Raw genomic sequence first — 17,856 nt, forward strand, 5'->3', positions numbered from 1 at the left:
CCGTCGGTCCCACGCTTTCTACGGTGCGGTGCGAATCGGACCACACACCCGCGAAGGTGGTGCACCGGAACCATGAGTACGGAGACTTCCCCGGACCAGAGCAGATACGTAGCCGTGCAGGAGTCGGAGGAGTTCGCGGGGCTGCGCAAGGCGCTGCGCGGCTTCGTCTTCCCGATGACGGTCGCTTTCTTCCTCTGGTACGCGCTCTACGTCATCCTGTCCGCCTACGCGCGCGACTTCATGGCCATCAAGGTCATCGGCCACATCAACGTGGCGCTGATCTTCGGCCTGCTGCAGTTCGTGACCACGTTCCTGATCGCCTGGCTCTACTCGCGCTACGCGAACCAGCGACTCGACCCGACCGCCGACAAGATCCGTGCGGAGCTGGAGGGCGACAAGTGAACAACCTGATCTTCGCGGCGGACGCGACCAACACCACGGCGCGCACGCTGACCATCACGCTCTTCGTCATCTTCGTGATCTTCACGCTGGGCATCACGATCTGGGCCAGCCGGCAGACGAAGAGCGCGGCCGACTTCTACGCCGGTGGCCGCTCGTTCTCCGGCTTCCAGAACGGCATGGCGATCGGCGGCGACTACATGTCGGCCGCGTCGTTCCTCGGCATCGCCGGCATCATCGCGCTCTCCGGCTACGACGGCTTCCTCTACTCGATCGGCTTCCTGGTCGCCTGGCTGGTGGCGCTGCTGCTGGTCGCGGAGCTGCTGCGGAACTCCGGCAAGTACACGATGGCGGACGTGCTGGCGTTCCGGATGCGGCAGAAGCCGGTCCGTACCGCGGCTGCGGTCTCCACCATCACGGTGTCGATCTTCTACCTGCTGGCCCAGATGGTCGGCGCGGGCGCGCTGGTGGCGCTGCTGCTCGGCATCCGGCCGGGCACGACGTTCCTCGGCATGGACGCGAACGCGGCGAAGCTGCTCACCATCGTGCTGGTCGGCGTGCTGATGATCGTCTACGTGACGATCGGCGGCATGAAGGGCACCACGTACGTCCAGATCGTCAAGGCGTTCCTGCTGATGACCGGCGCGGCCGTGATGACGATCCTGGTCTTCGCCGCGTTCCGGTTCAACCTGTCGTCGCTGCTCGGTGCGGCCGCGGACGCGTCCGGCAAGGGCGAGGCGTTCCTCCAGCCCGGCCTGCGGTACGGCGTGGAGTCCGACGACGCGCTGAAGACGCTCTACAGCAAGCTCGACCTGCTGTCGCTCGGCATCGCGCTGGTGCTCGGCACGGCCGGCCTGCCGCACATCCTGATCCGCTTCTACACGGTGCCGACCGCGAAGGCGGCCCGGCAGAGCGTGCTCTGGGCGATCGGCATCATCGGCGTCTTCTACCTGATGACGCTGGCGCTCGGCTTCGGCGCGGCCGCGCTGGTCGGCGGCGAGGCGATCACCGCGCAGGACAAGGCCGGCAACACTGCCGCGCCGCAGCTGGCCCAGGTGCTCGGCGAGCGCTACCTGGGCGGCGGCACCGGTGGCTCGGTGCTGCTGGCCGTGATCGCCGCGGTGGCGTTCGCGACCATCCTCGCGGTGGTGGCCGGCCTGACGCTCGCGTCGTCCAGCTCGCTGGCGCACGACTTCTACGCCAACGTGATCAAGGGCGGGCAGGCGTCCGAGCGGCAGGAGGTGAATGTGGCGAGGATCTCCGCGTTCGTCATCGGCGCGATCTCCATCGTGCTGGCGATCTTCGCGCAGAGCCTCAACGTGGCGTTCCTGGTCGCGCTCGCGTTCGCGGTGGCCGCGTCCGGCAACCTGCCGGCCATCCTCTACTCGCTGTTCTGGAAGCGGTTCAACACCAACGGCGCGGTCTGGGCGATCTACGGTGGTCTGATCACCGCGGTCGGCCTGGTGTTCTTCTCGCCGGTGGTGTCCGGTTCCGCGACCGCGATGTTCCCGAACGCGGATTGGCACTTCTTCCCGCTGTCCAACCCGGGCCTGGTCTCGATCCCGGTCGGCTTCCTCTGCGGTTGGATCGGGACGATCATCTCGAAGGAGCCCGCGGACCCCGGTAAGTACGCGGAGCTCGAGGTCCGGTCGATCACCGGAGCGGGAGCGCACTGACACACACAGCATCGGGGGCGGTCCGAGATGGGACCGCCCCTTCGCTGCGTCCGGCAACGACCTATAGTCTGGCGCCATGGTCATTGCCCAGCGTTTCGGAGAGGGCCACCGGGTTCTCGTCACCGGCGGAGCCGGCTTCGTCCCGTCGCACCTTGTCGATGCGCTGATCGGCCGTGGTTGCACGGTCGTGGCGGTGGACAACTTCATCACCGGCGCCAAGGACAACCTCGGTCACCTCGCCGACAATCCGCGGTTCACGCTGATCGAGGCGGACATCACCGAGGGCCTCCCGGCGCACCACCCGGCGATCGCCGAGCGGTTCGACGCGATCATGCACATGGCGTCGCCGGCCAGCCCGACCGACTTCGGCACGATCCCGGTCGAGATCCTCCGGGTCGGCTCGATCGGCACGCTGAACCTGCTGGAGCGCGCCACCGCGGACGGCGCCCGGTTCCTGATGGCCTCCACCTCCGAGGCGTACGGTGACCCGCTGGTGCACCCGCAGCCGGAGTCGTACTGGGGCAACGTCAACCCGGTCGGCATCCGCAGCGTCTACGACGAGGCCAAGCGCTTCTCCGAGGCCGCGACGATGGGTTACCACCGCAGCCGGGGCACGGACGTGGCGATCGTCCGCATCTTCAACACGTACGGTCCTCGCATGCGCCCGGACGACGGCCGCGCGATCCCGACGTTCATCAGCCAGGCGCTGCGCGGTGAGCCGATCACCGTGCACGGCGACGGCTCGCAGACCCGCTCGATCACCTACGTGGACGACCTGGTGCGCGGCATCCTGATGCTGCTCGACTCGACCGAGACCGGGCCGATCAACTGCGGCACCGAGCACGAGTTCACGATGCGGCAGCTGGCCGAGAAGATCATCGAGCTGTCCGGCAGCTCGTCCACCGTGACGTTCATCGAGCGCACCTCCGACGACCCGGAGAAGCGCCGGCCGGACCTGACGCTGGCCCGCACCAAGCTGGGCTACGAGCCGTCGGTCGGGCCGGACGAGGGTATCCGCCGGACGATCGAATACTTCCAGACCCGGGTCTGACCTGGGGGTTCGACTCCCTGATTTGTGCCGGTTCACTGTGCGTCGCCGAGCGAAATAGCTTCGGCTACGTACTCTGGACTCATGTCACCCACGGCACAATCTGGATCTTTCGGCGGCGGCGAGTTCCGGCGTGACGCGGCCGGTCCGCGCGCCCGGACCTCGGCGCCCGGCGGCGGGCCGGTGCGCGGCGGTTCCGTCCGGCCTGGGCGGGGCACGGGTCAGTCCGGCGTGTACGGCGGGCCGCGCACCCAGCGTCGTTCCGGTGGCGGTGGCGAGCCGCCGCGTAGTGGTGGCGGCGGCCGCGGCGTCTACGAGGGCGGAAAGCGACCGCTCCGGCCCAACTGGAAGCGCATCGCGCTGGTCGGCGGCATCGCGGTGCTGGTCCTGCTGCTCCTGATCGGCGGCGGCCTCTGGGCGTACGCGTCGAGTCTGGACGGCGACCTGAAGCGCACCGACGCGTTCGCCGATCTGCGCGACGGCCGCCCGGAGAAGCCGGTCGACGGCACCATGAACATCCTGCTGGTCGGCAGCGACTCCCGCGATCCGGACGCGCAGAGCGGCGAGGCCAGCGAGTGGCGCAGCGACACGATCATCCTGATGCACGTGCCGGCCGACCACTCCAAGGCCTACCTGGTGTCGATACCGCGAGACCTGTACGTGTCGATCCCGACCAGCGCCGGTGCCGACTGCGCGGACAGCGCACCCAACAAGATCAATGCCGCCTTCGCGTTCGGCGGGCTGCCGCTCGCGGTCAAGACCGTGGAGTGCTTCTCGGACGTACGCATCGACCATGTGGCCGCGATCGACTTCGCCGGTTTCGTCGAGGTGACGGACGCGCTCGGCGGCGTGGACCTGACCGTCGAGCAGGACACCAAGTCGATCCACAAGCCGTTCCGCGTCTTCGAGAAGGGCGTGAACCACATGAACGGCGAGGAGGCGCTCGACTGGATCCGGCAGCGGTACCAGTTCCCGGACGGTGACTTCGCCCGGATGCGGCACCAGCAGGAGTTCCTGAAGGCGCTGATGGACAAGGCCGCGAGCTCCGGCACGCTGACCAACGCCGGAAAGCTGGACGCGTTCCTCAAGGCGACCACGAACGCGATGACCGTGGACGAGAACTTCTCGCTGGTCGACATGGCGCTGGAGTTCCGCAACCTGCGCAGCGACGACCTGACGTTCATCACCAGCCCGAACCAGGGCAGCGCGGAGCGCGACGGGCAGTCCGTGGTGGTCTCCGATCGCGAGCCGGCGCTCGCGCTGTACGAGGCGATCGCGAACGACACGATGGCCGACTGGGTCCAGACAAACGCAGAGCCACCAGCCAAAACCACCCCGTGACGCTCATGGTCTTCCCAGAGGTTGTTAACCATTCGGCAACCTCTGGGACACCTTAGGTTCGGCAAACGCACTTAGCTTGGCGCGGAAACCGATGGCTGGTGAGGGGATTTCACGAGTGGCCGCCAAGCGACGCAAGGACCCGCTGTGGGCGCGACTCATCCTGAGCTTCGGTGCGGTGCTGGTGGTCGCGAGCGGCGGCACCCTGGTCGCGGCTCAGGTCGTGATCAACAAGGCGGAGAACTCGATCACCTCGGGCACGCTCATCGAGGGCGACGCCGCCGCGGCCAGTGACGGTTCGGGCAACAACATCGACGGCGCGGTCAACCTGCTGCTGGTCGGCATCGACGCCCGAGAGGAAGGCTCCTCGGTCACGTCGGTCCTCTCCGACACGATCATCATCCTGCACATCCCGGAGACACACGACCAGGCGTACCTGATCTCGATCCCGCGCGACTGGCGGGTGGAGATGCCGGCGTACGACAAGGTCGGCTTCGTCGGCGCCACCGGCAAAATCAACTCGGCGTTCTCGTTCGGGTACGAGGGCGACGGCACAGAGCTGGAGAAGCGCAGCCGCGGCATGGCGGTCCTCTCCAACACGCTCAACAAGATCACTGGCATCAAGTTCAACGGCGCCGCGATCATCGACTTCAACGGCTTCGCCAGCGTGATCCACGCGATGGGCGGCGTCGACATGTGCGTCGACGAGGAGGCCGAATCGGCCCACCTCGGCGTGGACGCGAACGGCAAACTCGTCCAGGGCTGGTACTCCGAGACGTACGGCATCCAGCTCCCCGAGGGCGTCAAGCCGCTGGTCCACAAGAAGGGCTGCCGGCTGATGAACTCCACCGAGGCCCTCGACTACGCCCGCATCCGCAAGAGCCTCAGCGACGGCGACTACGGCCGCCAGCGCCACCAGCAGCAGCTCATCAAGGCGATCGCGAAGAAGGCCACCTCCAGCGGCGTGCTGACCGACCTCAGCAAGCTCAATGCGCTGACCGAGGCCGCCGGCGAGGCATTCGTCCTGGACACCGGCGGCATCCAGCTGGCCGACTTCATCTACACGCTCAAGGGCGTCGCCGCCAACGACCTGATGCTCATCAAGACCAACGCCGGCAACCTCAACTCGGTCACCATCGACGGCCAGTCCTTCGAACAACTCGACGGCGAATCGATGGACATGCTCTCCGCCGCGAAATCCGGCACGCTCGGCACCTTCCTGATCGAACACCCCCAGTTCATCGCGAAGTCCAGCTGACCCGCCACGGCTCCGCCGCTGGTCAAGCGCCCTCGCGGTGCTCGATGGTGCCAGAGTTATCCGCACCCAACATTTCATGATATTTCCGCGGCGCATCACTCCACCCTGAGTAATCGCTCAGGTGAGCAAACGCGGGCGGGTGGGGTGGGCCGGGTCCGGGCGGGGGAGGTCCGGGAGCGCAAAACCGGTAGCGCTCGTTACATCAGGTGATGTCCGTATCGTCGTCACCTGGGAGAGTCTGGCATGGATGTCCGGTATCGCCCTGACGCTCCGGCCACCGGCACGCCTCGCTGGAACGCGCCCACCCGGGTGCAGACGATCATCCGGCCGATCATGGCGCCGGAGCGGACCGAAGCGGCGCCGGACCCGAAGCGGGGACCAGGACCGCGTCCAAAGCAGGGACCGGGGCCGGTCGGGGGGCATCGGCGCCGTGATCGGCGGCCGGGGCGGAGTCCGCTGTGGGCGCGGCTGGCGGTGACGGTGGGGGCGGTGCTGCTGGTGGTCAGCGGAGGGGCGCTGGCGGGGGCGCAGGTGCTGATCGGGCGGGCGACGCAGAACATCGCGCAGGACAATCTGCTCGGGGACGGCAGCAAGAGCGCGGCCGAGGGGGGCGCGAGCATGGACGGTGCGATCGACATGCTGCTGCTGGGCGTGGACGTGCGGGAGAGCTGGGAGGAGAACAACACGCGGGCCGACACCATCGTCATCCTGCACATCCCGGCGACGCACGATCGCGCGTTCCTCATCTCGGTGCCGAGGGACACGCTGGCGGAAATCCCGCCGTACGAGAAGAACGGGTTCGGCGGCGCCACGGCGAAGATCAACGACGCGTTCTACTACGGTGCGCAGAACGGCGGTGACTGGGCCGGCGGCGCGCAGCTGATGGCGGAGACGCTGAAGAACGCGACCGGGATCGGCTTCGACGGTGCGGCGATCATCGACTTCGGGGGCTTCAAGAACGTGATCGACGAGCTCGGCGGCGTACGGATGTGCGTGGACGAGCGGACCGTCTCGCACCACATGGTCATGGTCGACGGCGAGCAGATGTACAAGGCGGACGCGCGCCGGGCCGGGAAGCGCTGGGCGGCCGAGCCGGTCGTCTACGGCAAGGGCTGCCAGCAGATGAACGGCACCCAGGCGCTCGACTTCTCCCGACAGCGCTACGGGCTCAGCGACGGCGACTACGGCCGGCAGCGGCACCAGCAGCAGATGATCAAGGCGATCGTGCGGAAGGCGGCGAGCAGCGGCATCACCGGCAACCCGCTGCTGGTGGACCAGCTGATCCGGGCCGCTGGCACCGCGTTCACGCTGGACACCGGTGGCGTCCCGGTCGCGGATTTCATCTTCACGCTCAAGGGCGTGGCGGTCGGCGATCTGATGACGCTGAACACCAACGGGGGCAGGTTCAACCCCATCAACGTCGGGGGTACGGAGTACGAGCAGCTCTCCGAGCTCAGCGAGCGGATGTTCGAGGCGGTCCGGGAGGACCGGCTGACCGAGTTCGTGATCGAGAACCCCGAGGTTATTTCCCGAAGCTGACCCGCCGTACGCTGGAGGGGTGTTCGGATCTCAGGTTCCCAGCGTGACCGCCGCCGACGTGCCGGACGGCGCCTACCTGCTCGACGTCCGTGAGCAGGACGAATGGGATGCCGGCCACGCGCCCGGCGCCCACCACCTGCCGATGCAGGAAATCCCGGTGCGGATCGAGGAGGTCCCGGCGGACGGCGACGTGGTCGTGGTCTGCCGGATGGGCGGCCGCAGCGCGCAGGTGGTGAACTACCTGCTGCAGAACGGATGGGACAACGTCCGCAACCTGACCGGCGGCATGAAGGCGTGGGAGACGGCCTCTCGCGAGATGGTCACCGACGACGGCGCACCCGCCCGCGTGATCTGACCGCTGCCTCAGCCGACGTTCGGCGCGCTGAGTGTGACGCTCGGCGCCCGGCCACTACAGCACATTCCCACAGCGAGGCAGACTCAAAGCATGCCGGACCGTCCCGACTATGCCGCGTTCATCGCCGGGCACACCGCGGTCATCAACATGATCAACTCGGGCGCGTCCGGGGTCACCGCCCTGAACCGCCTGCTGGAGGTCGTGCAGACCGGGCTCGGTGCGCACGGCGTCTCGTTCGCGGAGTACGGTCCGAGCCGCGGCCGCATCGTGGCCACCAGCGGTGCGTCCAGCTGGGCGCTCGGCCGCGTGGTCGACCACGCGGACCCGTCCATCGCCCGGCTGCTGTCCGGTCCGGCCACCAACGACGTCGCGGTCACCGCGCTGCCCGCCGAGGTGGCGGAGCAGTTCTCCGCGCGCGGCATCCGGCGCATGCTCGCCGCCCGGGTCGAGGCCGGCGGTCTCGCGCTCGGCTCGCTGCACGCGTTCTTCACGGACGACGAGCCCAGCTCGCCGGAGGCGCACGCATTGATCGGCTACGTCGCGGTCTCCGTCGCGCACCTCTACGGTGACCAGTCCGGCCTGCCGGTGCACGGCGACGGCCCGGTCGTGGCCGCGCTCGCGGACGGCCTGGCGATCGTCGACTCCCAGGGCTACGTCCGGCTGTGGAACCCGGCGGCCGAGCGGATCACCGGCCGGACCGCCGCGCAGGCGCTGAACCGGCCGCTGCCGTTCCCGGCGCCGGCGACCGGCCGGGTGATCGATCACCGGCTGCCGGACGGCCGCTGGATGAAGATCGCGGCCGGTGACCTGCCGGGCCGCTCGTACTCGCGCGTGGTCACGTTCCGCGACATCAGCGACCAGAACCAGCTCAACCACGACTGGGACCTGTTCCTCGCGGTCACCAGCCACGAGCTGCGCACGCCGGTCACCGTGATCAAGGGGTACGCGGACACGCTCACCGGTCACTGGGACGCGCTGGCGGACGCAGACCGCCGCGAGGCCGCGCGCGCCATCGGCCAGCGCTCCACGGACCTGGCCCGGCTGGTCGACCGCCTGCTGGCCACGACCGGCGGTCTCGGCCCGGTCGGCGGTTCCGCCCCGGTGCCGTTCGACGTGGTCGACGCGCTGCGCGCCGCGGCCACCGGGCTGCCCACCGACCTGCGCCGCCGGCTCACGCTGGACCTGCCGGAGGACCTGCCGAAGGCGTTCGGCGACCGAGCCTCGATCGCGACCGTGCTGACCGAGCTGGCGACGAACGCGGGAAAGTACGCGGAGGGCGAGTCACCGATCGAGCTGACCGCGGAGGCGGACGAGCAGACGGTGGCGTTCCGGATTAGCGACCGCGGCATCGGGGTACGTCCTGAGCATGTGGAACGCGCATTCGACCGCTTCTGGCAGGGCGAATCGGGCGACCACCGCCGCTTCCCCGGTGCGGGCCTCGGACTGTTCCTGGTCCGCCGGATCGTGGAGCGGCAGAACGGATGGGCCTCCATCCGGCCTCGGCCGGGCGGAGGCACGATCGTAGAGGTGCGCCTCCCCCGCGGCTGACGCGGCCGGGGCCATGGTCGAGACCTTCGAGGGGGCGGCGGATGACGGCCGTGCAGCAGGAGAACGGGAGCGTCCGATCCCGCAGCCTGATCGTGCCGCATCACGCCCAGGGCGCCCGGGCCGCCCGGCACCGCCTCACCCATGAGCTGACCGGGCTGCTCACCGCGAACCTGCTGTGCGACGTGGTCACCGTGGTGGCGGAGCTGCTCAGCAACGCGATACGGCACGCTCGGCCGCTGCCCGGCGGCGTGATCCGGCTGAGCTGGCGGGTACGCCGGGCCACCGGCGCCGGTAGCGTGCTGGAGGTCCGGGTGACCGACGGCGGCGCCGCGACCGGGCCGCGCATGCGCCCGTCCGGACCGCGCTCGCTGGACGGTCGCGGCCTGGGCATCGTGGCCGCGATGGCGCGCTGCTGGGGCACCGACCGGGACGACGCCGGGCACTCGGTCTGGGCCGAGTTCAGCCTCGCCTGATCGGGCGGCCGGCGAAAATCCCGCTCTCGGACCCGTGCCGGACGAGACGCCCCGTGGGGGGACCGCCTAGGCTGGGTCGCCGTGAGCAAGCGCCGTAGGAACAATGAGTCCGCCGCCGACGCGGCACCGAAGCGCCAGAAGGTGCGGGACATCTTCGTGCACCGGCCGTTCGAGGGCCTGGCCGACGAGCCGGAGTGGGTCGCGCTGCGCGAGCTGGTCCCGGCCGCGTCCGCGCCGCTGCGCCTGGCACCCGATCTGGTGGAGAAGTACGGCGAGCGCACCGTCACGCTCGCGACCGTGCTGCCGATGGCCTGGCCCGCGATGACCCGGCCGGACGGCAGCGTCTTCATCGGCCTGCAGCGGCACATCCAGTCCGGCGACGTCTCCCGGGACCTGGCTGCCGCGCTGCTCTCGGCGCTTGCGACCACGCCGGGCAGCACCGTCGCCGTGCCCGCGCTGCCCGGACCCGGGCCGCGGCTGCAGGACGTGCTGGCGGACGGCCCGCTGGAGATCGCCATGCACGACGGCTTCGAGTTCTGGCTGGAGGAGGGCGCGGCCGACGACCCGTCCGTGAAGGCGTCGCTGGAGCGGGCGAACGCGTCCGTCTACCCCACGGTCCGGCTCGCCGCCGCGCCCGCGGCGTACTGGTGCCGCGTGCCGGAGAAGTCGCACGTGCGGTGGGTCCTCCCGGACGGCGAGGACGCGGCGCTGAACGCGCTGGCCCGGCTGAGCGCGGCCGGCGAGCTCAAGCTCGGCGAGGATACGAAGTTCGCCGGCATGTTCCGCGCGCACGGGCTGCTGGTCCCGGTGTGGGACTTGCCGGTCGAGCCAGCGGGCTCGGAGTGGGAATCCCCACTCGCGGACTTCGCGAAGCGGTACGCGGAGGCGCTGGCGGACGACACTCTGGACAGTGCCGCGCGGCGTGCCAAGCAGGGCCTCCTCGGCCGTCAGCTCACCCTTCGCTGATCTTCACCAAGCTTTTCGGACAGTCGGCTCGCGGTGGTGTGCGCCATGTGGGAAAAAGGTGAATAGCACGGATTCACGTCTCACTCCGCAGAATTCAGGGGGCTGGGTCTTGCATCCGTGCCGGGTCAACCACGTACCGTAGTGTCACGACAACCAATGGGACCTTTTGCCGGAGGTACCGATGTCTGTCTTTTCCGCTCGTACAACCGTCCCCACTCAACGTGCGCTCACCGCCGGCGAGACCCGTCCCCGCCAGGACGACGGACTCCCGGTACCGCTGGACGCCGTGCGACCGGGCCCCATGGAGTGGGCCCGACGCCGCCGTGCCGAGCGGGATGCCCGTCGGGTCGAGGCCGCCGGCCACCGTGCTCTGTCGCGGCTGGACCGTCTCGGCCCCGCCTGGCACATCGTCGACTGGCCGCGTGCCGACATGCCGAGTCAGCTGCTGGACCTGGACACCGCGCCGGACGAGCGCGCCGGGTTCCTGGCGATCGGCCCGGGCGGCATCTTCGCCGTCGCGGTCGCGGACCACGGCCGGGCCCGCGTGCTCATCGCGGGTGACGTCGTGCAGATCAACGGGAAGCGCCCGAACTACGTGGCCGAAGCAAAGCGCGACGCCAAGCGCGCCGCCAAGGCCCTCTCCGCCGCGGTCGGCCACACGATCCCGGTCACACCCGTGCTCACGTTCGTGGGGACCGGTGTGATCAGCGTGTACGGGCTGCCGAAGGACTGTCTCGTGGCCACCGACCGCGAGCTGGACCGGCTCCTGGTCGCCGGTGGCGCGCGGATCAGCGCGGAGACCGCCACCAAGCTCACCGCGGTCGCCGAGCACCCGTCGACCTGGCTGAACGCGCCCTACCGGGCCGCGGCCGACAACTACCGGTGGTACGCCGAAGGCCGGACCGCGGCTGACAAGCGCACGCCACGCCGGTAACGTTCCACAACACCGCCGCGAAGCGACGCTCGGCGGGCAGGACGGCAGAGCCGATCACCGCATCCGGTGGTCGGCGCCGCCGCCCGGCCCGCTACGAGCGCTTCGGCCCCGGGCCCGTTCGGCTCCGGGTCGGTGTGGATCCGGGTCTGTTCGAGTCCGGGTCTGTCGGCATCCCGCCACGGGCGAAGCGATCTTTCGGGCTAGAGTTGTCGGGTCCGGCCCGCCACGGTCCGTCGACACAGGGTTGGGAGGCGTGTGTTGGCACACCAGATCGAGCTGTCGCTCTCCGGGCACCAGTTCGCGCCGCCGGTCACCGCGCATCCGTCCGGCATGGCGGGGTGGGCCGCGGTCGCGGCGTCCGCCACCGAGCACTGCCTGGTGATCGACACCGACCTGGCGATCGTCGCGGCGTCGCCGTCCTGCTGCGCGCTGCTCGGCATGGGTGACCCGCTCGAGGTCGTCGGCCGGCCGCTGCTCGACGTGCTGCGCCTGATCGACTTCACGGCCAACCGCAACGCGCTCACCGAGTCGGACATCGACAAGATCCCGCCGCTGCTCGCGGTCACGTCCGGCCGGCTGGCCCGCGGGCTGATGCGCGTCGACGGCGCGGCCGAGCCCGGCACCGACGAGACCGTCGACGGCATCGCCACTCCCCTGTTCGAGGACAAGGCGGTCAGCGGCTCGCTGACGTTCTTCGCGCAGATCACCTGACTTCTGCGCAGACTGCGCCAGTTTTGGGGCCTGGTTTTCCGGTGGAACGGGCTTAACATCTGTCTTCGTGCCGGTCTCGCGTACCCTCGTGGCTCTTGGGATCTCTGTTCTGGGCGCGGTGACGCTCGCCGCGTGTGGCACGCCGCCCGGGTTCGAGGAGCAGTCCTGGTCCCGCCCCGCGGTGTCCGCGCCCGCGTCAGTGCCGGTGCTGGACGTGCCCTCGCTCCCCGTGCCGTGGCTGACGCCGACGGTCGAGCCGACCGGCGAGTACGCGGAGACCGTGCTGGTGCCGTGCCAGGGCGACCCGGCCGCGTCCGACGTGATCGCGGTGCTGCGGCGGACCGGCGATCTGGTGCCGGCCACCGGGACCGCGCGCGTGACGAGCGGGCCGTTCTGCGCCGGCACGTGGCAGCTCAGCCTGGTCACGGTCCCGGGCGCGGAGCCGCTGTTCGTGGTGACCAGCGGCCCGGCGGCGACCCTGAAGCTGGTCACGGCCGGCACGAACGTGTGCTCGGCCCGGGTGCGCGGCGCGGCGCCGTCCGCGATCCGCGCGGTCGCCTGCGGCGACTCCCCGCTGCCCACCGCCACGCCGACATCCTCCCCCACGCCGACCACCGCGTTCCAGATCTAGAGTTCCGGTATGCGGTTCGTCTATCTGGGTCCCGAAGCCACGTTCACCGAGCAGGCGTTGCTCACGGTGCCGGAGGCGGCGGACGGTGAGCGGGTGCCCGCGCGGAGCGTGCCGGAGGCGCTGGACGCGGTGCGCGGCGGCGACGCGGACGCCGCGCTGGTCCCGCTGGAGAACTCGATCGGCGGCGCGGTCCCGATCACGCTGGACGAGTTGATCGCCGGTGTGCCGCTGATGATCATCCGCGAGGTGGTGATCCCGGTCGAGTTCGTGCTGGGCGCGCGCGCCGGCACGCCGCTCGGCGCGATCCGGACCGTGGCCGCGCACCCGCAGGCCTCCACGCAGTGCCGCAACTGGCTGCGTTCACACCTGCCGGATGCCGAGGTCACGGACGTGCTGTCCAACTCGGCCGCGGCGATCGCGGCCGCGGCCGGTGAGTTCGACGCCGCGATCTGCGCGCCGCTCGGCGCCGCGCGCTACGAGCTGACCGTGCTCGCCGACAAGATCGCCGACCATTCGCACGCGGTGACCCGGTTCGCGCTGGTCACCCGGCCGGCGACGCCGCCCGCGCCGACCGGCGACGATCTCACGTCGCTGGCGCTGGTGATCCGGCACGACCAGGTCGGCGCGCTGCTGACCGTGCTGACCGAGCTCTCGGTCCGCGGCATCAACCTGACCCGGATCGAGTCGCGGCCGACCGGCGAGGCGCTCGGGCGCTACGTGTTCTTCCTGGACTGTGCCGGGCACGTCGCGGAGACCCGGTTCGGCGAGGCGCTGCAGGGGCTGCGCCGGGTGTGCGCGGACGTGCGCTTCCTCGGCTCGTATCCCCGGCACCGCTGGGCGCCCGGCCTCGATCATCCGGTGCCGGCGCCCGCGGGCCTGTCCGACGACGCGTTCGCCGCCTCCGCCGCGTGGGTCGACCGTCTCCGCCACGGCGACTACTGACCGCGCGCCGGGCGGAGGAGGTCAACGGGTCAGTCGAGCAGGCCGCCGAGGAGGCCGCCGCCGCTGTTGCTCTGACCGCCGGCGACCGCGTGGCCACCGGGCGGCTCCTCCGACGGCTGGACCACGACGAAGCCCTGGCCGGCGAAGCTCATCGTGAAGGCCTCGCCGGTGGAGCGGCCGAGCAGCGTGCCAAGGCCCAGCTGGTCGGCGCGGTGGTAGCCGGTCTGCAGGTTGGCGGACCAGGCGATGGCGGCCTGCGGGTCCACGTACGTCGGGGCGTCGATGTTGAGCACGACCGGGCTGCCGTTGGAGGTGACCGCGATCCGGCCGTAACCGGTGAAGACGCAGTTGAAGAGGCCGGCCGAGGACATCATGCCCATGCCCTGGACCATCTTGATGTCGTAGTTGAGCGTCGGGTCGAAGGCCAGCACGTTCGCCCCGTTGATGGACAGCGCGTCGCCTGGCTCCAGGTCGATGATGTGGATGTCGGCGGCGCGGTCGGCGAGGAAGAGGTCGCCGTGGCCGCTGACCTTCATCAGCGGGACGCCCTCGCCGGTGAGCTGCTTCTTGATGAACTTGCCGAGGCCACCGGAGCCGAGCGCCTGGAACTGCATCTGCCCCTGGTACGCCACCATGGTGCCGGTGCGGGCCATCATCTCGCCGTTGAGCTGGTACTTCAGCATCTTCGAGTTCTGCAGCCGCATGCCGGGGTGCTGATCCTGGTTGTTCTCCAGGTTCTCCGCGGAGAAAAGGGCGCTGCGCATGATGGTTCCTCCAGCCAGACCGAACTGTTCCGCTTCGAGCCTAGATCGGTGGTTCAACCCCAGCCGAGCTCGTGCAGCCGCGCGTCGTCGATGCCGAAGTGGTGGGCGATCTCGTGGACCACGGTCACCGCGACCTCGTCGACCACGTCGTCCTCGCTGTCGCAGACGCGCAGCGTCGGGTTGCGGTAGATGGTGATGCGGTCGGGCAGCACACCGGCGTAGTCCCACCCCCGCTCGGTCAGCGCGTGGCCCTCGTAGAGGCCGAGCAGCTCCGGCTCGCCGGGCGGGGAATCGTCCTCGACCAGGATGACGACGTTGTCCATCAGCCGGAGCAGTTCCTCCGGCACCTCGTCGAGCGCCTCGCCGACGAGTTCCTCGAAGCGGTCGCGGTCCATCTCCACGGGCACGCGACCAACTATGCCAGCGCTCGTGCCGGGCTCGCCGCGCTGCGAGCCCGGCACGGCGGTGAGTCAGGCGAGTTTCGCGGAGAGCGTGATTTCCTGGACGCCCGGCGCGAGCAGGCGGGAGATCGGGCAGTTGGCCTTGGCCTCCTCCGCGATCTTGAGGAACGTCGGCTCGTCGATCCCGGGCACGTCGCCGGTGGTCTCCAGGTCGATCCTGGTGACGGAGAAGCCCGCGTCCGTCTGGCCCATGTGGACCGTGGCGGTGGAGTCCACGGACGTCGGCGTGAAACCCGCGTCCGACAGGGCCTTGGAGAACGCCATCGAGAAGCAGCCGGCGTGCGCGGCGCCGATCAGCTCCTCCGGGTTCGTCCCCTCCCCCTCCTCGAAGCGGGACTTGAACGAGTAGTTGCCCTGAAGGCCGCCCTTGCCGGTGCGGACCGTCCCGGAACCCTCGGTGAGATTGCCCTGCCAGCGAGCAGAGCCGGAGCGAATAGGCATAACTGCGACGCTAGCCGGGCCGGGCGGCGAAATCCGGGGAACCCGCAACCGGTCTCGGGACTGTGACGTCATGTCCATGAGAGCTGAAATCCCAGGTCGGCGTGGAACAATCCTTCGGAGGGAGGCGGATCCCATGGAGCAGCAGACGCCCCGAGAGCCCGGCGCCGCGATCAACGGCCATTCGGTGCCGGACCTGCTCGACACCCGTGGCGACGATCAAGAGCCGGACCCGTCCGGCGATACGGTGTCCGCCCGGCCCGGGCGCTGGCGCAGCCGGCTCCGGCCGGACCTCTTCGTGCTGCGCGGCGTCGCACTGTTCGGCGCGGCGGGCGTGTTCGGCTCGCTGATCACCGAGTGGCAACGGTACGACGTGCCGCTGGACGACGGTGGGGACTTCTCCGGCGCGGAGATCGTCGAGCCGATCCGGGTGTACCTGGACCAGCTGGGCGTGCTCGGCTACGGCTACCTCGGCGCCGCGATCGCGCTGGCCGGCTGCGTCGCGCTGGCGCTGTTCGGCCGCGCGTCCGGGCGGGCGCAGAGCCGCGTGCTGGCGCTCGCCATGGCCGGTGCCGCGCTCGCCTGTGTCGCCGCGGTGCTCCTCTCCGGCGACTCGGAGACGATCCGCCTCAGCGGCCTGGTCTACTCCTCCGGCGAGATCGACTTCACCCTGCACACCGAGATGGGTACGTGGTATGCGCTGGCCGGTGTCGCGCTGCTCGGGCTCGCCGCCTACCTCACGCCGCGGCCGCGTACCGCCCCGCCCGTCGGGAGCGGGCCGGATCACGACCCGGACGCGGACGAATGGCGCCGGCCGGTGGTGCCACGGCACGCGGACGAGGCACCGGCCGCGCCACTGGACCTGAGCGTGGAGCCGGTGGAACCGTTCCACCGCTCGTTCGACGACCGGCGAGAGCCCTGGCGGTAGGGATATGGGGGTGAGCGCTCCGGAGGACCCCGGTAGGCTCAGCAACCGTGATTGATCTGCGCCTGCTTCGTGACAACCCGGACGTGCTCCGAGCGAGCCAGCGCCAGCGGGGTGAGTCGGACTCCGTCGTCGACGAGCTGCTGGCGGCCGACGAGTCCCGGCGGTCGGCGGTGCAGCGCTTCGAGTCACTGCGCGCGGAGCAGAAGACGCTCGGCAAGCAGATCCCGAAGGCCGCGCCGGACGAGAAGGCGACGCTGCTCGCCCGCACCAAGGAGCTGGCCACCGAGGTGAAGGCCGCGGAGGCCGCAGTCGGCGAGGCCGAGGCGGAGCTGAAGCGCGCGCAGTTCGCGATCCCGAACCTGGTCGAGGACGGGGCACCGGCCGGCGGCGAGGACGACTACGTGGTGCTGCGCGAGGTGACGCCGGACGGGCGGCTCGGCGCGGACCGTGACCCCGGCTTCAAGATCAAGGATCACCTGGAGCTGGGCGAGTCGCTCGGCGCGATCGACATGGAGCGCGGGGCGAAGGTCTCGGGCAGCCGGTTCTACTACCTGACCGGCATCGGCGCGCTGCTGGAGCTGGCGCTGCTGCAGATGGCGATCTCCCAGTCGGTGGAGTACGGCTTCACCCCGATGATCCCGCCGGTGCTGGTCAAGCCGGAGTCGATGGAGGGCACCGGCTTCCTCGGCGCGCACGCCAGCGAGATCTACCACCTTCCGGCTGATGATCTTTATTTGGTCGGCACGTCCGAGGTGCCGCTCGCGGCGTACCACCGCGACGAGATCCTGGACCTTGCCGAGCCGCGGCGGTACGCGGGCTGGTCGACGTGTTTCCGCCGGGAGGCCGGGTCGTACGGGCGGGACACCCGCGGCATCATCCGGGTGCACCAGTTCGACAAGGTCGAGATGTTCAGCTACTGCCGGCCGGAGGAGGCGCAGGAGGAGCACCTGCGGCTGCTGGCCTGGGAGGAGCAGATGCTGGCCAAGTGCGAGCTGCCGTACCGGGTGATCGACACCGCGGCCGGCGACCTCGGCACCAGTGCGGCCCGCAAGTACGACTGCGAGGCGTGGGTGCCGTCGCAGGGCGCGTACCGCGAGCTGACCTCCACGTCGAACTGCACCACGTTCCAGGCCCGCCGGCTCAACGTGCGGTACCGGGACGCGGACGGCAAGACGCAGATCGCGGCCACGCTGAACGGGACGCTCGCCACCACCCGGTGGATCGTCGCGATCCTGGAGAACCACCAGCAGCCGGACGGCTCGGTTCGCGTGCCGAAGGGGCTGCAGCCGTTCCTGGGCGGCCGTGAGCTGCTGGAGCCGGTCATCAAGCGCTGAGGTCCTGTTGATTGCTACGTCACGGAGAAGTCGTGGTGGCGTAGCAATCGGTGAGCTATGGTTGCTCTCCCCCGCCGCCGGGAGCGGACCCGCCGTCCCCGGCGCGGGCAGGC

The 17,856-nt window shown here is 70.1% G+C and carries 19 protein-coding genes; 16 read left to right on the forward strand and 3 right to left on the reverse strand.

The genetic code is table 11. The features are described 5' to 3' along the window. Positions 1–72 precede the first annotated feature (72 nt). From J2S42_RS21625 to pheA, 14 genes are all read left to right on the forward strand, one after another. Positions 73–402 carry a DUF485 domain-containing protein gene (locus J2S42_RS21625; RefSeq protein ID WP_307241849.1) on the forward strand — a complete coding sequence of 110 codons (330 nt, stop codon included), beginning with the start codon at positions 73–75 and terminating at the stop codon, positions 400–402. After that, positions 399–2,075, forward strand: coding sequence for a monocarboxylic acid transporter (locus tag J2S42_RS21630; RefSeq protein WP_307241851.1), 1,677 nt, complete (start codon positions 399–401; stop codon positions 2,073–2,075). The genes J2S42_RS21625 and J2S42_RS21630 overlap by 4 nt, the downstream gene beginning before the upstream one ends. A gap of 76 nt (positions 2,076–2,151) precedes the next feature. Continuing rightward, positions 2,152–3,126: a UDP-glucuronic acid decarboxylase family protein gene (locus tag J2S42_RS21635; RefSeq protein WP_307241853.1), complete on the forward strand. Its 975-nt coding sequence runs from the start codon at positions 2,152–2,154 to the stop codon at positions 3,124–3,126. A gap of 81 nt (positions 3,127–3,207) precedes the next feature. Continuing rightward, positions 3,208–4,464: an LCP family protein gene (locus J2S42_RS21640; RefSeq protein ID WP_307241855.1), complete on the forward strand. Its 1,257-nt coding sequence runs from the start codon at positions 3,208–3,210 to the stop codon at positions 4,462–4,464. 115 nt (positions 4,465–4,579) lie between these two features. Next, the gene (locus J2S42_RS21645) at positions 4,580–5,719 is read left to right on the forward strand and encodes an LCP family protein (protein WP_307241857.1); all 1,140 of its coding nucleotides are present in this window, start codon (positions 4,580–4,582) and stop codon (positions 5,717–5,719) included. A 474-nt stretch (positions 5,720–6,193) separates the two neighbouring features. Continuing rightward, complete coding sequence (locus J2S42_RS21650) at positions 6,194–7,258, forward strand: LCP family protein (protein WP_307241859.1); 1,065 nt, start codon at positions 6,194–6,196, stop codon at positions 7,256–7,258. A gap of 19 nt (positions 7,259–7,277) precedes the next feature. Further along, positions 7,278–7,613, forward strand: coding sequence for a rhodanese-like domain-containing protein (locus tag J2S42_RS21655; RefSeq protein WP_307241860.1), 336 nt, complete (start codon positions 7,278–7,280; stop codon positions 7,611–7,613). Positions 7,614–7,703: 90 nt separating this feature from the next. Continuing rightward, positions 7,704–9,161, forward strand: a complete 1,458-nt coding sequence (locus J2S42_RS21660) for a sensor histidine kinase (protein WP_307241862.1) — start codon at positions 7,704–7,706, stop codon at positions 9,159–9,161. A 41-nt stretch (positions 9,162–9,202) separates the two neighbouring features. Next, on the forward strand, positions 9,203–9,634 hold the full coding sequence (locus J2S42_RS21665) for an ATP-binding protein (RefSeq protein ID WP_307241864.1): 432 nt from the start codon (positions 9,203–9,205) through the stop codon (positions 9,632–9,634). A gap of 81 nt (positions 9,635–9,715) precedes the next feature. After that, positions 9,716–10,600, forward strand: coding sequence for a DUF5926 family protein (locus tag J2S42_RS21670; RefSeq protein ID WP_307241865.1), 885 nt, complete (start codon positions 9,716–9,718; stop codon positions 10,598–10,600). A gap of 181 nt (positions 10,601–10,781) precedes the next feature. Then, the gene (locus tag J2S42_RS21675; protein WP_307241867.1) at positions 10,782–11,534 is read left to right on the forward strand and encodes a hypothetical protein; all 753 of its coding nucleotides are present in this window, start codon (positions 10,782–10,784) and stop codon (positions 11,532–11,534) included. Between the two features lie 258 nt (positions 11,535–11,792). Continuing rightward, complete coding sequence (locus tag J2S42_RS21680) at positions 11,793–12,245, forward strand: PAS domain-containing protein (RefSeq protein WP_307241869.1); 453 nt, start codon at positions 11,793–11,795, stop codon at positions 12,243–12,245. A gap of 88 nt (positions 12,246–12,333) precedes the next feature. After that, entirely contained in the window at positions 12,334–12,876 is a 543-nt protein-coding gene (locus J2S42_RS21685) for a hypothetical protein (protein WP_307241871.1), read from the forward strand. Between the two features lie 9 nt (positions 12,877–12,885). Next, on the forward strand, positions 12,886–13,818 hold the full coding sequence (gene pheA / locus J2S42_RS21690; protein WP_307241873.1) for a prephenate dehydratase: 933 nt from the start codon (positions 12,886–12,888) through the stop codon (positions 13,816–13,818). A 29-nt stretch (positions 13,819–13,847) separates the two neighbouring features. Here pheA and J2S42_RS21695 read toward each other — a convergent pair whose 3' ends face one another. The 3 genes from J2S42_RS21695 to J2S42_RS21705 all read right to left on the reverse strand — a co-directional run bounded on the left by J2S42_RS21695 (position 13,848) and on the right by J2S42_RS21705 (position 15,484). After that, positions 13,848–14,582, reverse strand: coding sequence for an AIM24 family protein (locus tag J2S42_RS21695; protein ID WP_307241875.1), 735 nt, complete (start codon positions 14,580–14,582; stop codon positions 13,848–13,850). Positions 14,583–14,635: 53 nt separating this feature from the next. Then, positions 14,636–14,983, reverse strand: coding sequence for a metallopeptidase family protein (locus J2S42_RS21700; RefSeq protein ID WP_307248916.1), 348 nt, complete (start codon positions 14,981–14,983; stop codon positions 14,636–14,638). Positions 14,984–15,052: 69 nt separating this feature from the next. Then, complete coding sequence (locus J2S42_RS21705; RefSeq protein ID WP_307241877.1) at positions 15,053–15,484, reverse strand: OsmC family protein; 432 nt, start codon at positions 15,482–15,484, stop codon at positions 15,053–15,055. Positions 15,485–15,617: 133 nt separating this feature from the next. On the opposite strand from J2S42_RS21705, the gene J2S42_RS21710 reads away from it, so the two are divergent. Further along, positions 15,618–16,409 (forward strand): hypothetical protein, encoded by a 792-nt coding sequence (locus tag J2S42_RS21710; RefSeq protein ID WP_307241879.1) that lies wholly within the window; start codon positions 15,618–15,620, stop codon positions 16,407–16,409. Positions 16,410–16,456: 47 nt separating this feature from the next. Beyond that, positions 16,457–17,743 (forward strand): serine--tRNA ligase, encoded by a 1,287-nt coding sequence (gene serS, locus J2S42_RS21715; protein ID WP_307241881.1) that lies wholly within the window; start codon positions 16,457–16,459, stop codon positions 17,741–17,743. Positions 17,744–17,856 lie beyond the last annotated feature (113 nt).

Origin of the sequence: Catenuloplanes indicus, assembly GCF_030813715.1 — a bacterium.
GTDB classification, from domain to species: Bacteria; Actinomycetota; Actinomycetes; order Mycobacteriales; family Micromonosporaceae; genus Catenuloplanes; species Catenuloplanes indicus.

What these genes read in the sequence shown, in the direction of transcription:
- J2S42_RS21625 (WP_307241849.1), top strand. Translation starts at nt 73, where the DNA reads ATGAGTACGGAGACTTCCCCGGACCAGAGCAGATACGTAGCCGTGCAG.
- J2S42_RS21635 (WP_307241853.1), top strand. Translation starts at nt 2,152, where the DNA reads ATGGTCATTGCCCAGCGTTTCGGAGAGGGCCACCGGGTTCTCGTCACC.
- J2S42_RS21640 (WP_307241855.1), top strand. Translation starts at nt 3,208, where the DNA reads ATGTCACCCACGGCACAATCTGGATCTTTCGGCGGCGGCGAGTTCCGG.
- J2S42_RS21660 (WP_307241862.1), top strand. Translation starts at nt 7,704, where the DNA reads ATGCCGGACCGTCCCGACTATGCCGCGTTCATCGCCGGGCACACCGCG.
- J2S42_RS21665 (WP_307241864.1), top strand. Translation starts at nt 9,203, where the DNA reads ATGACGGCCGTGCAGCAGGAGAACGGGAGCGTCCGATCCCGCAGCCTG.
- J2S42_RS21675 (WP_307241867.1), top strand. Translation starts at nt 10,782, where the DNA reads ATGTCTGTCTTTTCCGCTCGTACAACCGTCCCCACTCAACGTGCGCTC.
- pheA (WP_307241873.1), top strand. Translation starts at nt 12,886, where the DNA reads ATGCGGTTCGTCTATCTGGGTCCCGAAGCCACGTTCACCGAGCAGGCG.
- J2S42_RS21695 (WP_307241875.1), bottom strand. Translation starts at nt 14,582, where the DNA reads ATGCGCAGCGCCCTTTTCTCCGCGGAGAACCTGGAGAACAACCAGGAT.
- J2S42_RS21705 (WP_307241877.1), bottom strand. Translation starts at nt 15,484, where the DNA reads ATGCCTATTCGCTCCGGCTCTGCTCGCTGGCAGGGCAATCTCACCGAG.
- J2S42_RS21710 (WP_307241879.1), top strand. Translation starts at nt 15,618, where the DNA reads ATGGAGCAGCAGACGCCCCGAGAGCCCGGCGCCGCGATCAACGGCCAT.